Source organism: Nocardia sp. CA-120079, assembly GCF_050955745.1.
In the GTDB taxonomy this organism is placed as follows: domain Bacteria; phylum Actinomycetota; class Actinomycetes; order Mycobacteriales; family Mycobacteriaceae; genus Nocardia.
The window spans coordinates 4902199-4917245 of the sequence record NZ_CP192088.1; the positions used below are offsets into that span (position 1 = coordinate 4902199).

Annotated in this window: 15 protein-coding genes; 9 read left to right on the forward strand and 6 right to left on the reverse strand. The window is 64.5% G+C overall.

The annotated features are described in order from the left end of the window. Positions 1 to 158: 158 nt before the first annotated feature. From ACQPYR_RS22510 to ACQPYR_RS22535, 6 genes are all read left to right on the forward strand, one after another. Positions 159 to 1265, forward strand: a complete 1107-nt coding sequence (locus ACQPYR_RS22510; protein ID WP_433620924.1) for a hypothetical protein — start codon at positions 159 to 161, stop codon at positions 1263 to 1265. A gap of 45 nt (positions 1266 to 1310) precedes the next feature. Beyond that, a complete protein-coding gene (locus ACQPYR_RS22515; protein ID WP_433620925.1) occupies positions 1311 to 3188 on the forward strand; it encodes a type IV secretory system conjugative DNA transfer family protein in 1878 nt (625 codons plus the stop codon). Then, positions 3185 to 4066, forward strand: a complete 882-nt coding sequence (locus ACQPYR_RS22520) for a DUF4913 domain-containing protein (RefSeq protein ID WP_433620926.1) — start codon at positions 3185 to 3187, stop codon at positions 4064 to 4066. The genes ACQPYR_RS22515 and ACQPYR_RS22520 overlap by 4 nt, the downstream gene beginning before the upstream one ends. After that, positions 4063 to 4983, forward strand: coding sequence for a hypothetical protein (locus ACQPYR_RS22525; RefSeq protein WP_433620927.1), 921 nt, complete (start codon positions 4063 to 4065; stop codon positions 4981 to 4983). The genes ACQPYR_RS22520 and ACQPYR_RS22525 overlap by 4 nt, the downstream gene beginning before the upstream one ends. Beyond that, entirely contained in the window at positions 4980 to 5909 is a 930-nt protein-coding gene (locus ACQPYR_RS22530; RefSeq protein ID WP_433620928.1) for a hypothetical protein, read from the forward strand. The genes ACQPYR_RS22525 and ACQPYR_RS22530 overlap by 4 nt, the downstream gene beginning before the upstream one ends. Positions 5910 to 6159: 250 nt before the next feature. Beyond that, a complete protein-coding gene (locus ACQPYR_RS22535) occupies positions 6160 to 7044 on the forward strand; it encodes an MBL fold metallo-hydrolase (protein ID WP_433620929.1) in 885 nt (294 codons plus the stop codon). Between the two features lie 528 nt (positions 7045 to 7572). Here ACQPYR_RS22535 and ACQPYR_RS22540 read toward each other — a convergent pair. Then, entirely contained in the window at positions 7573 to 7761 is a 189-nt protein-coding gene (locus ACQPYR_RS22540; RefSeq protein ID WP_433620930.1) for a hypothetical protein, read from the reverse strand. A gap of 48 nt (positions 7762 to 7809) precedes the next feature. On the opposite strand from ACQPYR_RS22540, the gene ACQPYR_RS22545 reads away from it, so the two are divergent. Then, positions 7810 to 8088 carry a hypothetical protein gene (locus ACQPYR_RS22545; RefSeq protein WP_433620931.1) on the forward strand — a complete coding sequence of 93 codons (279 nt, stop codon included), beginning with the start codon at positions 7810 to 7812 and terminating at the stop codon, positions 8086 to 8088. A gap of 703 nt (positions 8089 to 8791) precedes the next feature. On the opposite strand, the gene ACQPYR_RS22550 is transcribed toward ACQPYR_RS22545, so the two are convergent. From ACQPYR_RS22550 to ACQPYR_RS22560, 3 genes are all read right to left on the reverse strand, one after another. Beyond that, positions 8792 to 9700 (reverse strand): hypothetical protein, encoded by a 909-nt coding sequence (locus ACQPYR_RS22550; protein WP_433620932.1) that lies wholly within the window; start codon positions 9698 to 9700, stop codon positions 8792 to 8794. A 119-nt stretch (positions 9701 to 9819) separates the two neighbouring features. After that, positions 9820 to 10563: a hypothetical protein gene (locus tag ACQPYR_RS22555; protein WP_433620933.1), complete on the reverse strand. Its 744-nt coding sequence runs from the start codon at positions 10561 to 10563 to the stop codon at positions 9820 to 9822. Between the two features lie 767 nt (positions 10564 to 11330). After that, entirely contained in the window at positions 11331 to 11735 is a 405-nt protein-coding gene (locus ACQPYR_RS22560) for a hypothetical protein (protein WP_433620934.1), read from the reverse strand. A 336-nt stretch (positions 11736 to 12071) separates the two neighbouring features. Between ACQPYR_RS22560 and ACQPYR_RS22565 the strand changes: the two genes are divergently transcribed. Beyond that, positions 12072 to 12767 carry a hypothetical protein gene (locus ACQPYR_RS22565; protein ID WP_433620935.1) on the forward strand — a complete coding sequence of 232 codons (696 nt, stop codon included), beginning with the start codon at positions 12072 to 12074 and terminating at the stop codon, positions 12765 to 12767. 572 nt (positions 12768 to 13339) lie between these two features. Here ACQPYR_RS22565 and ACQPYR_RS22570 read toward each other — a convergent pair. Further along, positions 13340 to 13741: a VOC family protein gene (locus ACQPYR_RS22570; protein WP_433620936.1), complete on the reverse strand. Its 402-nt coding sequence runs from the start codon at positions 13739 to 13741 to the stop codon at positions 13340 to 13342. 218 nt (positions 13742 to 13959) lie between these two features. Here ACQPYR_RS22570 and ACQPYR_RS22575 point away from each other — a divergent pair, with 218 nt between their 5' ends. Beyond that, complete coding sequence (locus ACQPYR_RS22575) at positions 13960 to 14181, forward strand: hypothetical protein (RefSeq protein ID WP_433620937.1); 222 nt, start codon at positions 13960 to 13962, stop codon at positions 14179 to 14181. A gap of 186 nt (positions 14182 to 14367) precedes the next feature. Here ACQPYR_RS22575 and ACQPYR_RS22580 read toward each other — a convergent pair whose 3' ends face one another. Next, positions 14368 to 14901 carry a hypothetical protein gene (locus tag ACQPYR_RS22580; protein WP_433620938.1) on the reverse strand — a complete coding sequence of 178 codons (534 nt, stop codon included), beginning with the start codon at positions 14899 to 14901 and terminating at the stop codon, positions 14368 to 14370. Positions 14902 to 15047: the final 146 nt, after the last annotated feature.

Sequence of the window (15047 nt, forward strand, 5' to 3'; positions counted from 1 at the left end):
TTTCGTCGACGCACCGGTCACGGGTACTGACCGTAAGCGCCGAAACCGCACTGCCAGGGGACATCCGAACACCGCCGCACCGCCGATAACCGGTTCGCGGCACACGCCCTTCCTCACCGGAGGTCGACGATGTCCACCACCACTGAATGGGCTGCGCGATGAGCTGGCCAGAACCACGCCACGCAGCCACCGATCCGGCCTACTACCACGACGCAGCCGACTGGACCGAAGCCCAGATCCGGGCCGATTTCACCCGCTACTACCAACTACGGCTGTTCGCGCCCTTCGCCGAAACACCCGAACAGAAGCAAGAATTCACCACCCAGGCCGATGAGCTGGCCGCCCAATGGGGCCGCCACGAATCCATCGAGCACCGCAGACAATGGGAACAACTACAAGCCGCGGTCTCAGGGTGGGAGCTTCGACCCGAAGCCACCCGCGCCGCCTACACCCGCATCGACCAAGCCAAAGCCGCCGGCGAACTCGGTGTCGACCCGCTGGTGTGGCGCAACCTACGCCAAGCCGCCGAAGTCACCGGCCACATCGAAACCACCATCACCGGCTCCGATCAAGACCGCGTGCGCTGGCAGCCCCCCGAGCACTCCGCCGAACGCGACGCCGAGCGCGCCAGCCTGCTCGACCGAGCCCTCGGCGGCCGCGGCCCGGAACTGCGCACCTTGGCCGAGGTCGACGCGATCATCGCCGAAACCGATGAGCTGCTCGCGGCCGAGGAAGAACTCGGCGACCTCGACACCGGCGCCGACGAACGCGCCGCACGCCAGCGCGCCGCATTACGCCGACTCCAGGATCTCACCGCCGAACACACCTGGCAGTCCGAACATTGGGATGGATCACCCGAACAGGACCAAGCCCACATCGCACGCCTGGAATCGCTGCTCGCGGCGGCCCGCACCGCCCGCGTCGACGCCGCAGACGCGGGTGCAACTCCGGCCGATATCGAGGCCGCCCTCCGGGCAGGACGCGACGGCACCTACCAGCACGAACAAACCGGCGACCCGCAGCTGGAGTCCAACCCCCAGCCGGAACGTGACCCAGCTGTCTCCGAAGCCGTGGCCGACGGGTTCGACAACACCTATCACGGGCTCGCTAACACCGATCGAGGCGGCGGCGCGGCCATCGACGACGCCACCACCGCCGCTCTGCCCTGCGCGGAGTTCGCCGAATGGGGCACCGCCGACGGCGTCGAGGAAGACCTTGCGACCACCCACCGCACCCACAGCGTGGATGCGGACGTGGTGCCGTGAAAACCGTTTCACCCCCATCATTTACACGCTTGGAGGACGTTGATCATGATCTCGACACGAGAGACCCGTCGCCGCACCAAACGCGGTCTGGGTGAGGAAACCACGCTGCTGGTGGTGTTCCTGGTGTTTGTGGCTTTCGCGCTGGTGTTGTGGGCGGCGTTGAGTTTGGGCAGCTGGTGGGCTGGGCTGCCGGTCACCGGTCATCCGGTGACCGCGCTGCTGGAAGTCGTTGCTGGACAGCATCGGTGGCCGTGGCAGGCTAGTGTGCTGGCTGTCGTTTTCACCGCTGCGGGGGCCGCGTTGGTGATTGCGGGCTGGCGGGCGCTGAGTGCCCGTAGTGAGATCGACGCGGCAGCGCGCACGATGCAACGACCCGCGGCGATTCGGTTGGCCCGCGCGAGCGATAACGCCGTCGCCAACCAACGACTCCTGCGTGACGCCGACCCAGCGATTCAAGCCCTCAAGGGCCCACCATTAGGGAAGACAGTGATCGGCGGCGTCGAGCTATTCGTACCAGCCGAAATGTGCGTGACCCTCGCCGCCGGCGCCCGCACCGGCAAGACGATGGTCTGGGCGGTGCCTGCGGTTCTGGCTGCCTGGGGACCGTGCCTGGCCACCTCGATCCGACCGGACCTGTACCGGCACACCGTCTACGGGCGCGAACAGCGCGGCCGGATCTGGCTGTGTGATCTGCAAGCGGTCACGGGCACGATCGAGTGCGGGTTCTGGGTCAACCTGCTCACCCAGGTCACGAGCTTGCCGGCGGCCCGGAAGCTGGCCGGGTTCTTCGTCTCCGCGGCCTCCGGGTCGGTGTCGCAGGCTGCCAACGCCCGAGTGGATTCCTATTTCGACGGTGGCGCTCAAGAGTTACTCAGCCTGTATATGTATGCGGCGGCGTGCGCGGGCGGGGATTTGCTGCACGTGGCCGAATGGCTGGGCAGAGACCAGGATCAGACCCCGGCGTTGGTCCTGCGTCACTACGGCCGTCATCGGCCCGCCGAACGCATCCTTGAATCCCAAGCGCTCTACGCCCGCCAACGCGACGGCCTGTACGACATGGCACGCCGGTATCTCAACGTGCTCTCCGACGAGGGCTACGCGCGGCTGGTCACCCCACCCCGGCGCAAGCTGCTAGCGGTGCGGGAGGAAACCGACAAGAAGACCCGCAAAACCCGCATCGTCATCGACAAGACCGAACAGGACCCGACCCACAGCCTGCCGGAATTCAAACCCGCGGAATTCGTCACCTCCACCGACACCCTGTATGCGCTGTCGATGGCCGGTCCTGACGGAGCCACACCGTTGACCGCGGCATTGGTCGGCCAAATCCTCGAGGCTGGGCTCGAGGAGGCGCGGGCTCGCCCGGATGGGCGCCTAGCGGTGCCGCTGCTCGGGGTTCTCGACGAGGCCGCCAACTGCGCCCGCATCTCGGAACTGCCGTCCTATTACACCTACGCCGGTGGCAGCGGGATCATCCTCATCACCATCCTGCAAGTCCTCGAACAAGGCGAAGACCTCTGGGGCGCAAACGGTCTCAAAACGATGCGCGCCCAATCCATCGAGGTCTACGGCGGCGGGATCGCCGCGGTCGACTACCTCGAACACTGGTCGGCGATGACGGGCCCCCACGATGTGGCCGACCGCTCCCGCAGCCACGGCGCCGGAGGAGTCAACCGCACCCTGACCTGGCGCCCCGAACCCATCCTCGACGTCGCCCTGCTAGCCGCACTACCCAAAGACCGTGCCCTGGTTCGACTCCCGAACCACGGACCGGTAGTCGTACACAAGATCTGGTGGTCCGACACCGAATACGCACCCCTGATCCGAAAATCGCTGGAACGCTTCGAGAAAGCCGCCCACCCGATCACCGGGGCAGCTGAAGTCATCGACGGCGATCCGGCAGACGGTGGTGAGCGGCCATGAACGCGCCGACCGCCGCGGCGAGCAAGAAGAAGCCGATACCACCGGCATACCGGCATTTCACCGAATTCACCGAAAAGTGGCTGCTGCCCACGATCAACGTCCGGTTGGCCGAAGCGTCCCGGGAGAACACCTACACCTGGTGCAGCAAGTGGTGGGCCCACCGCGGCGTCGCCGTGCGGTTCGCGCATCTGCACAGCGCATTCGAGGCACAACGGCGCGCCCAGTCTGCCAACAGCCTCAGCACGTTCCTGCTCGCACACCTCGACGCCCACTTCCGAGTCATCCTTGACGCCGCCAACGGCCCGCTGCACCGGTGCACCCGCACCACTCACTTATCCACCCCATCGCTGCCGTTCGACCCCGTCCCGGCCGGGTGGTTCACCCGCACGAACCGCCCATCCGATACCACGCCCGATGGTGAGGAGCAGGAACCGACGAAGCCGCCGCGGTTCGCCCATTACAGCGAGTTCGTGCAGGACTGGTTGCTGCCGGTCACCGCGGTTCGGATCGCGGGTGCCAACCGGGAAGGCCACTACAGCTGGTGTCGGCAGTGGTGGCGCCACCAAGGGGTCGCGGTCCGCTTCGCCGGCCTGCACGCGGTCTTCGAGGCAGCCCGCCTGGCGGAGGACAAGTCCGCGATGAGCGGGCTGTTCGTGCGCCATATCGACCCCCACATGCGCTACATCCTCGACGCCGCCAACGGCCCCCTGCACCGCTGCACCCCAGGCCAACACCTCGACATCCCCGGACTGCCCACCGAACCCATCCCCACGGCATGGTTCGGCGCGCCAGGCGCGAAAACCGCGATCGAGCACCTCGGATTCGGCCCCGACTTCCGAGCCTTCGCACATGGTGCGGCGGAAGGGCCGCAGTTGTGATCACGCCGACGCGCTCACAGGTGCAGGTGCTGCGATCCCTGCAGACCCAGTCGATGATCGTCACCACGATGCTGGCCGAGGCGGCCCAGTACGAGCAACACAGCGGGCAACGTCCGCCGCCGTCCTGGTTCGAGGTCTTCCACAACCGCGCGACGCTGCGAGAAGCGTTGTCCGATGCCGCAGTCGCTGGTGGGGTGCCGCGCGCGTGGGTCGATCACGTCCGCGAGCGCGGCAACCGAGCAATGCGGTGGAACCCCGACCTCTACCTGCGCACCCCCGAACCGCTCAACTGGGACGAGATCCTCGGCGGACTCGACGCACACGTGCAGCGCCTACGCGAATGGACCGCCCTCGCCGCCTACAGCCCGATCGCAACACCAGCCGAGGACGCGGCGAGCGCACGATTCGATGACAACCTGCGTGCACTGCGGGCCAGGACCGCGGGCGTGGCGAACCTGCTCGGCATCGATGCGCAGCAGGCCCACGAGCTGTGGGGCACCGAAGCCGACTGGGTCGCCACAGGGGTGGCGATGCTCGACGGTGTCTCGGTTGAGGGTCTTGCGCAGCGCTGGCATCACGTGGCACGCACCGACACCCGTAGCGACGCACTACAAGCCCGTGCGCTGGCCGAGGCCGGGATCGCGATCGACACCGCCGTGGCGCTGCCCTCCCACGAAGCGCTCCACTCCGCGATCGGTGCCGCGCTCACGCCCCCGACACCACTGTTCCTGTCGGCAGCGACACCGGGCGCGGACATCGACGCCGCGGTCGACGCCGCGAACCCCACATGGAGCGCCGATGCCGAAACAGTCATGGACACACCGATATTCAGTGACTCAGCGGGCAGCGAACCCTGGAGCGCCGCACAGATTGACGTAGCTGCGGCAACACCGATGTGGCGGGAGGCCGCGCCGTGACCGGGCCGCCCTCACCCCTGCGGATCCGCGATATCCCGACCGAGCAGGCCGCACTCCTACGCCAGATCCACCACCTCGCCGCCCTCGGCGAGCGGCTGCGCCGAGCCCTACCGGAGACCACGCCGCGCACCGCGGAGGGCAGCCAGTTGCTCGACCATATCGCTGAAGTCGATCGCGATCGGGACCTGACCGAGGTCCGCGCCCGCGCAGACGGTATGCCCGCGGGCTGGGTCGACCAAGCACGTGCGACTGGGCGATCCGGGCGTGCCTGGACCGACGAACTAGTGCTGCCCCCAACGCGATCGCCGGCACGGCGCCGAAACCTTCAACGGGTTGTCCAGGACACCCGACAGCTCGCCGACATGGCTGCGATAACGGTCGCCCGCCAGCAGCGACTCGCAACCAACGCAGTCGCCACTGACCCGGAACCCGCTGCCGCCGAACAGCTTCGACGCAACATGGCGGCGCTGTGGACGCGTGCCGCGGCCACCGCCACCTCGCTCGGTATGGACGGCACAGAGCGCGCCCGCGTCTTCGATGCCGCCAGCAGGCACCTCGATCGGCGCGTCCATGCCTACCAGCACTACAGCGTCGACGACCTCGACGCTGCCTGGCGCACCTACACCACCTCCGCCATCGCCGCCACAGTACGGCGCTCACTCAAGAGCCTGCGCAGAACAGATCGCGGCACCGACACTCCGGCAGCCGAGGCAGAACAACCCCCGACACCACAGGCGCTGATCGACCGCGCTCGCCACAGCCTCGACACCGCAACCACCAACGACTCCGATATCGGAACCGACATCGAGTCAGTGATCACCGCCGCGATGCCAGGCACCACCTACGGATGGGACGCCTGCGCCGAACTCGACAGCGGTGATTCCGCCGCCGTCGACGTGTATTCGGACGCCGGACCAGATCCGTAGCGGTCGGTAGTCGTTGTCCACCAACAAGTTTCAAGCGAGGCGACATGCATTCACTGAACGTCGGCACCACCACTGGCGGCGTCTCAACCGAGCAGACGGCGACCACGACACCCTACCTCTTCAGGCCATGACACGGCCGCCGGGCCGTCGTGACCAGCGCCGTCCGAGAACCCACACTCGCCGCGTTCACCTCGGCGTTGCACACCGCCTCCCGAATCCGTCCCACACCCACACGACAGGAGCCTCCGGCATGACTGTGAGCCTGGACCACTTCACCCGTCCCGCAACAACCCACCGCCGCCGCCTGGGTGATCACCGCGTCACCTACCTACCCGACGGGGTCGCTCTGCTCGATCCCCGCCTCTGGCTGCCCGGCTCCGATGACCGGATCTGGGCCGAGCACGCCCATCTGATCAACCCCGACGGATACCTGGTCGCCAGTATCGGCGCGCTGCTGATCGAGTACGCCAACCGGACCATGCTCATCGACGCAGGCTTCGGACCACTGGCCGCGCCTACGCCCTACGGGCTCATGCGTGGCGGGCAACTACTCACCAGCCTCGCCGCCACCGGCAAAGCCCCAGCCGACATCGAACTGATCGCCATCACCCACCTACATCTGGACCACATCGGCTGGCTCTGGCAAACCACGCCGGTAACCACCACCAGTCCCTTCGCCGATACCCCGGTCCTGGTCGGAGACACCGAATGGGACCACCGCGATCTCACCCTCACCAGCGGGATCAGCCCAGAAATGCTCGACACATTCACCGCCCAAGTCAACACCATCGCTGACGGCGAAGAGATCTTCCCCGGCGTACACGCCCTGGCCACCCCTGGTCACAGCCGCGGCCACCTCGCCTACGACATCACCTCACCAGGCCACCGGCTGATCGTCTTCGGCGACGCCATGCAAACCCCACTGCAGATCACCCACCCCGAACTCAGCGCCGCCGTCGACGACGACCCCGCCGAATCAGAGTCAACCAGCCGCCGCCTGATCGACGAACTCACCGCACCCGACACCCTCGGCTTCGGGATGCACTTCTCCGACGTCCAACTCGGCCGCGTCACCACCGACACCCGCGGCGAACAGGTGTGGCAACCTGAACGGCCACCCTTCCAACAGTGTTGATCCATCGGCATCACCGTTCAAATACGCCCTGCCCAGTGCCGCGCCGAATTACGCGAGTTCACCCGATGGCATCACCTCGTTGGAGCTGCCCACGCACGCCGCGCCGTAAGCAACCTCGTCCAGGTCAGCCGACGCAGGAATTCTCTCCAACGGGCTCTCGCGCGGATACGCGCTGCCAGTGCACAACACCGCAAGCGCAGAGACCCACGTGCCGACAGTACTGGCCGCGTGGACAATGGCTCTGGCCGCCATCGCCGATGGCTGGCAGTCGACCATTGTGTCTTTCTTCGTAGATCGGACCAAGGTTGGTCTAGCCAGAATCAAGGTCGATGCTCGGTTTCTATCGGTCAAACAGTCGATGTGACACCAGCATTTGTGCCTCCATGCCCGCTCGGTCACCCCGACGGGGCACACGGGTCAGCCGAACGCACGCGGTCGCCGAATTGAGCGCGCACTGAGCAGGCCGACGGTCGGGCGCGGCCAGTGGTCTGGCGTGCTAGCGGGCTGACATGTCAGCGTGATACGCCACTACCCGCTCGCCTCGGATTCGTCGACAACCACGAGATCGGATGTGCGGGTGGGAAACTCGTAACCGTGGTCGCCGACCGGTTTGACGAGCACGCGGCTCTGGTCGCCGTCAACCGCCACGTCGATGACCCGGAACCGCGATACACCGTTTTCGCCGAGTTTGACCAGGTCGCCTAGCTTGATCTCCATTTGCCGCAGCCTAGCTCGGGCGTCTGACCGGTTGGCACCGTCTGCGCCGTGGCCGCGTATCGTGAGTATCCCGACGATGAACTGATGAGTCCGCAGCAGCGTGCCCTGCTACTCGAGGTGATCACCGCGCTTGATGCGGGCGAGACCGACATCTACCGCGCTGTCGCGACTCGAATGAGTCCACCTCCGCCGCGGGAAGAGGTCGATTCCGTGCTGCGAATCCTCGATATCGAGGCAATCGGTTACCGGCCGGGCGAGCTGGGCGCGGTGGTTCTCTCACGCATCCTGGATGCCCTTGGAAGCCGCGGCCAACGGCGTCGAGTTTAAGCTCCCGCCGGAAGAAGGCGCCGACTTGACCAGACGTGTCTTCACCGTCAAAATTCTGGCGGGATCTCGCTGGTCATGAGGTTTACACCAGCGATGGAGCGACCACGCTGAACGCGCGGTAAGTAGCCGATTACAGGATGTGTAGCCATGTCCGAGTTGCGGTGTCAATGAACGGATTCGGTTATGGTTCGCGGATACGGTTGAGTTGTTGCCACAGGGCTGCAGCGATGCCAGGTCAAGGGCGCCGAGTGGGAGACAGCACGTAGGTCGTCGGCTTCCCGGAATCCCTGCAGCGCTTGGCGGTAGTAGTCCTCGGCCTGCTCGAAACGCCGCTGCTCCTCAGCCGCGCAAGCCGATCCGCTTCGGTGGAACACTCGTCGAGCAGCAGCTCCGCGAGATCAGCGGCAACGATACCGCCGTCGCTTCGAGCGTCTACGCCGCTACGGCTGGCACAAGTGGCTGGGCAATATGTGGAGCGATTTCGACACCGAGGTCTACGACCTCCACGTATCGGCCACTGTCGCGCGGCGCCACCTTATCGACCACGAGCTCGCCGAGTTCCGCACCCGAATACGGGTGTGGATCGCTCAGCGACTCGCAGACCGGTGACCCTGCTGGAGTATTCGTTCGAATGGGAGTTCAGCACCCGGTGTTGCGCACCGAAACACGGACCGAATCGGTTCTGTGTGGGAACCACCGCGGGCTACGACTCGAACACACCGTCCAGGTAGCTCAGATCGACCTGGGATCGCATGTCGACAAGGGTGTCCCCGTAGTCGAACTTCTCAAGGTGTCGCCATCTCCATTCGTCGATGGACACCAACGAGCCTCCCTGCGTATCGACATACTCCACGTCGGGTCCGGCCACTTTTCGATAGGTCTCTTGGACGGCGTGGTGGCTGGGCGACACCAGGCCAGCGGATGGTCGCCAGCCATTGCGGATTGCGTCAGGAATGCAGACCAGGTTGCTCTGCACTGTGCCGAGGTAGCTCTCGATCCCAGAGTGATGCAGTTCGCGGGCGATCATTGTATTGACCGTGAACTCGGCGGAGATCATCACCAGTGGCCCCGCGTGTAACGCGCTGTACCAGGACACTTCGCGCTCCTCCGCATCTGGCCCGATCTCGAAACGCATGAAGTCGAATTGCGCACCTGGGTAGGTGTCCAAGGTCCAAATGAAGTGCGTTCCGAAGTCCTGAGGCTGACCGGTGGCGGTAAATCTGATCTTGCGCCTGTGCTCGACGGGCACTTCGAACCGGGTTCCCGTCTGCGTCGCGAGCGCTCCGACGACCGTCGACCAATGGGCCAGCCGGAACAGGTCTCGCGCCGGTGGGAACCCCTCACCGCGCATGATCGACTCCAGGATGGGCGCGGCCGCCTTCTCGATCGGCTCCATCCAGCGCGAGTTGCAGTGGACGCACAGGATCTTCACGTTCATCTCGCGAACATCGCCGGGGAGAAGCAGGTCTCTCTCCACGCCTCCCGACCTGACACTCGACGACCCGAGAGTCACCCCCACCGATTCGTTCGGGAGCGCTTCGCGAATCCTTTGATGGAAAAGATGGGCACGAGTGAGTTTCGCGTCGGTTCCGCAGTAGAAGCACTCGGTCATACATCGCCTCCTGACAGCGTTGGTGCCTGACGGCGCCAAGCCGGTAGTCGCAACTCCTCGACAGGTCGTTGTCGTGATGCCGACGTGCAGGGTGCACACCAGGCGCCTGCACGGGAAGGCTACGGCGCCGACCGCGTGCCATCCGGCGAGATCAGGCCCGGAGCGATCTTGTCGATAAGGCTTTCGAACTCACCATCGGGATCGAACGGCCAACCGCAGTACCGATGGACCAGCACCAGCGCGCTCTGCACCGAACCAACAGCGAGCCTGACGAGCTTTTCCAGTTCGGCCGAGGTGACCACGTTCTGCGTGCCGAAATGGTCACCGTGGGCGAGGAAACGCCGGCGGTCACGAACCGTCGAGATCGTCGGATGAGTTTGATTCGACAGATGGACGTGGAGTCCCTCGGCGACCTCGCCGTCGATCACTCCAGACTCGGCCCGACGCAGGAAATCGAAGAACCAGACCACCGTTTGCGTCAGGCCGAGGTTCCGCTGACCGTTGATGGTCTTTGGCGCGTTGAAATCCTGCCCGACCGTGTTCGGAAACACTGCCTTGATTTCGGCGCGTATCGCCTCGAACGCCTGTCTGGCGACCTCGTACTCGAGCGACTTTCCGCTCGCGATCCGTTTGGCGGCCAGCTGGCGGTCCACAGCACTCATGTCGTGGTCGATGTAGGTGCGCGCCAACCGACTCAACGCTGGATCGGAAACCAGCCCGGTGTCGATTAACCAGCAGGCACGCGCACAGTTCTCGATCACCGACCGCGCCAGCTGCGGCGGCGCGGCGATAACCTCACCTGCTTCACAGACAGCAGCAAGGGCAGCGCAGTTGTGCACTGCCAGTTCGAGATACGCGCACACCGTTTCCAGGACGAGGAGCTCGTCTCGGAGCTTGGCATTCGCGGAGAAGACGGCGATGTCGGCAGCCGCGACGGAACCCTCGGCGGGCGTCCAGTGGTGGTCGCGAGAGATCCGCAGGAAAGCCTCGCGACAACTCCGCAGGAGCTGAGCGAGTTCGGCCATCCGGGCGCGGAACTCCGGAGGCGACGTGTGACTGTAACGCACCCTCGGACAGTACGCGGCACAACCGAGACACCCCACCGAATTTCATCCCAGTGCGGTACACCGGCACGTCCGGGCATGGGCCACGCTAGAGCGGAATCGACCGGACTGCCGACCCGATGTCTGCCTATCAACCAGCGTCGAGCGAAGCGATTAGAACCTCAGCGGCTCCTGGGCTCAAATATGCTGTCGTACAAGACTATTGGTCATTGAGGCCGTGTTTGACTGGTGGAGCGCATGTAATCGAAGGCTGCGCTATTCGCCAGCGGACGACTATGACCTGCGGCCGGTCTCGTAAGCGCTACACGGCCTACGAGTGCTTTCCAAGAAGGACTGAAACCGCTCTGCCGGTGACGTTGCGTCCGATCCAGCCGACATGCAGCTACGGTGATCAGATGCCGTACTACGACAGTGCGCTCAAGATAAAAGGGCAGCTCACCCGCACCATGGGCGGCAATCTGCCGTACGACACCGTCGAGCGTGCCCATGCTTTCGTCCGTGGCGAGAACTACGCCCTGTGTGGTCGACTGGTCGCCGATTTGGACGATGTTCGAGAGACACAGACGCTAGATTTCTGGCCGCCGGTCTGGCTTAACGACGTGGCGTGCGCTCGGCGCGAATCCGAGACGCCGTAGGGCGACCACGCTGCATCCCCTGAGGGTGACATGGGTTATGGAGAACCCGTTCGGCATGGCTGGTGTGGGCAGGTCGGTCAGGTCGTGGGTGTGGCGGCGGAAGAACGGTCCGTCCTGCTGCGGTGTGTAGCCACGTCCGGTCAGTGCCGTGCCCTCATGGCTATCGTCTTCCATCACCAGGCAGGAAACCCTCGGCCCCGGGGCGATTGTCTCGAACCAGTCCAGCACCAGCGGCAGCAGGCTGGTCACGGCTGGGTCGATGAGCAAGTCCAGTTGTCCAGGCAGTTCCATCCACGCCCATGCCAGCACCACGCCGCGTTCCTCCCATACCGACACGCGGAAACTCCGCTGTCGTGTCAGGGAGCGAGTTCCAGGCCCATGCGATGTCGCCGATATGGAAGCGACGCTCTGGTGACCAGATGCGCTGCGCCAGCGATTACAGGCAACGAAGGGCTGCGGGATCGCCGCAATCTCGTTGATCGAGCCCTCGCTCAGCCGCGCACTTTCGACGCGGGCCGTATTGACTGGGGTCTTGCCGAACCAGTGGAGCGTGGCAGTCCACCAGGCTGCGGGGGCCTGCGATACGAGTCCACTCAAGAGCGTTGACACGTAGTATCTTTCGCGCAGCGGTACTGGTCGGAGAGCAGGCAGCTCTCGAAGATGGAGGCTGGCGTGGCTACTGGATGGCTGGGACTCGATTGGGGAACCGTGCCCGCGTGGACCAGCTCCCTGTTAACGAGCGGATCGTTGCTGGTTGCAGCCACGGCGTACCGGCGCAGTGTGCTCGACAAAGAACGTGAACATGCAACCAAGCTGGGTGTATGGGTCGGCCCAGAGAACGCCGAGCGAGTCCTATTTATCGAGAACCTGGGCGATGCAGCGGTTTACGAGGTTTCCGCAAAGCCGTTTCAGTCCGGAACTCTGGAGATCGGGAACGTACCAGCAGGGAGCGCGACGAAGAAGATCTTGCCTGCAGTTGAGCCCCAGCCCACCCGCACCGTCATGGCCCAAGCGGGCGTGGGCCCCGTCGACCTGGTGCTTACCAGGGACTCTCGGGGGCGTGAGCCCCTACCAGAGCTCTCGTTTCGTGATGCCGCAGGTCGTTGGTGGCGCCGCGACGGACGTGGGAACCTACGCCCGGCAAAGGCTCGAGAAGTGCTCAACTCCACAATCGGCCTGTATGCGTTCGGTATCTGCGTAGTCGTAGTCGTGTTCGACACCGAGACTGGCCGATGGAAGCCCACACGCAAGGCCCGGCGATTCGAAGGGAAGGAGAGCCCTTGGACCCACCTTGGACGAGGCGTGGTCGAGGCCGGCACCAGGAAATCGAAGAAAAGCCTTTCGGCAGATCCGAAAACAAAAGAATAGTTCGCGTTTCGTTCCGGCTGCCGGGTCATCGCCAGCTTTGTCGCCGAGCGAAGGCTGCTTGATCAACACTTGGCCAGCCCCAAGGCCATCGCCGCCAACGCCCGGCAATCGGCTACAGGATGACGGATCTTCCCGACGAAGGAATAGCGCAGGTTTCGAATATGGCCTGCTGCCAGCCGAGTGCGGCTACACGATCTTTACCCGACCCATGCGGCCTATCTGCCAGCACGATGCATTCGACGAGCGGCTGATCCACGAGCCCGAAATAGACTGAACCGCAGCACAAGCTGGGCCGTCCAACCCAATATGACCACTGAGCCGAGTCGGCCGCCAGATGCGAGCCGCCACTGCAGTCCTGCATGCCGCGCGGAATGCGCGCCAGCGAGGAGGACCCGCCCGCCTGGATCGGAATATCTCCGGCGAGCGCAAGTCCTGAAACCTAACGAACCGTAGTTCCCGATAGCGAGAAAGCGCAACCGGGACGGATCCGGAGGGCGGCCTCGGCACGCGCATGCGGGCGCTCATGGATTTGCGGGTGCTGCATTCGGCGCGGGCCGAACCTGGTCGAAGTGTCAGTCCCAGGACGGGCGCTGTGTCAGCAGGTGAGGGAATTCGGTTTGCAGTACACAGAATTCGTTGCCCCAGGGATCTCGCAGAACCCAGAAGTCGTAGCCTCGCTCCTGTTGGTGGTCCCACCTGGCTGCGCCGAGCGCCTCGAGGCGACGAACCTCGGCCTCCACATCGTCGGTTTCGATGTCGATGTGTACCCGTTCCTTGGACACCTTGTCGTCGGGGGTCGCTTGCAGCAAGATCCGAATCTCGGAATCGGGCAAACGTAGACGCCGGTAGACCCCGCGGCTGGCGGGGTTTATCGGTTCCTCGGTCGCGTCGAGGGCGCGTCCCCAGAACGCGACTGCTTGATCGAGGTCGGTTACGTCGATGACGATGTGGCACAGTCGACTTCGATGGCTCACGGCCCGAAGCGTAGTGGGGCCCTGCGGTACTCGTCGAGAAGGACGCCGATGCTAGCCTGGGGTGAGCGGGCACCCCGTCGCCCGCCTACGGCTCGGTCCGGACTGCCGGCCGGAGGACCGGCCTGATGTCGGCTGCAGGACTGGGCGCTGGTCGGTCGCGGTCCGCATCATGGCCGTTGTTCTGGTTGTCACGACGATTGCACCGTTGGCTGTTCGGGGTGTCGGACCAGTTCGATCAATGCCCAGACCTGCTTGAAGGTGAATGTTTGGCCTTCGACAACGAACTGGCGATTGCTGCTGCGGTGCCGGGCGCCCGCCAACTGGAGAAGATCGAAGACACTATCGAAATACTCCCCGTCGAGCTCGGATATCGAACGCTGTGCATCTCGCGGCGCGGAACGTCTCGGCATACCGTTTCCGATCGGCGGTCGCAGTGGTGATGCCACCGATCCCTGCCATCGGACGTGGACATCGCGCCTGAGCACCGCATGGATGGGTGTGTCTAGGGCTCCGGCGTATTTGCTGTCGCCAGGCGTTGCGCCAACGGTGCGTGCAGATAGGAGCTAATACGGCCTCAAATCTATACTTGGCAACGGCCAGATCATCCCCGCGTGTGTGGGGCAGCATCAAGTTCGACGGATGTTTGATGCAACCGGCCGGATCTTCAGAAGATACTCCGGGATAACCACTTCCGGCCGACTCGCCATCTGGTCGAGCGCTCTTTCAATCAGCGTTGTATCGCGACTGTCGACAAACAGCAGCGGGCGACGCAGGCGGAGGGACCAGGCGCCTACTCGCTTGTCAGGGAATGCATGCAACTGTGGCACGAGCTCTGCGAGTTCCACTCCGGTGCGATACGCCGTTAGCTGATGTATCTCCATGTCGCACCCTCGGGTGAAGTCGCGTCCTGCGATCGACACCGGAGACTCGTACGGCATGACAGGCGTCGTCGCGACAGCGGAACCGATCACTCGCGTCCGGTCGCGGTTGGGGTTGTGCCAGCATCCGCGCGTTGTGACGATGAACAACCGATCGCCGACCTGTAGCCGATCCACCTCAGGTCGCTTTGTTATCGGGAAGGCCATCCGGGAATGACGAAGCACCCACGCCAGAGCTTCTCGCTCACTAAGGATCAGTAGGTAGGCGGTCGGGGGCGACATCGCATCTCCATCACGGCGCACTTAGTTGACTCTAATGCTCGATAAGGGCGTATTAGCACCGGCATCAGGTGGATACCAATCCTCACGACGTGCTAAGGCGGTCGAGTGTGCGAGCGCCTTCGAATTAGAGATATACAAAGCGGCAG

Excerpts from the sequence above, each read along its gene's own strand:
- ACQPYR_RS22510 (WP_433620924.1), top strand. The coding sequence starts at position 159 with ATGAGCTGGCCAGAACCACGCCACGCAGCCACCGATCCGGCCTACTAC.
- ACQPYR_RS22540 (WP_433620930.1), bottom strand. The coding sequence starts at position 7,761 with ATGGAGATCAAGCTAGGCGACCTGGTCAAACTCGGCGAAAACGGTGTA.
- ACQPYR_RS22520 (WP_433620926.1), top strand. The coding sequence starts at position 3,185 with ATGAACGCGCCGACCGCCGCGGCGAGCAAGAAGAAGCCGATACCACCG.
- ACQPYR_RS22535 (WP_433620929.1), top strand. The coding sequence starts at position 6,160 with ATGACTGTGAGCCTGGACCACTTCACCCGTCCCGCAACAACCCACCGC.
- ACQPYR_RS22580 (WP_433620938.1), bottom strand. The coding sequence starts at position 14,901 with ATGTCGCCCCCGACCGCCTACCTACTGATCCTTAGTGAGCGAGAAGCT.
- ACQPYR_RS22515 (WP_433620925.1), top strand. The coding sequence starts at position 1,311 with ATGATCTCGACACGAGAGACCCGTCGCCGCACCAAACGCGGTCTGGGT.
- ACQPYR_RS22550 (WP_433620932.1), bottom strand. The coding sequence starts at position 9,700 with ATGACCGAGTGCTTCTACTGCGGAACCGACGCGAAACTCACTCGTGCC.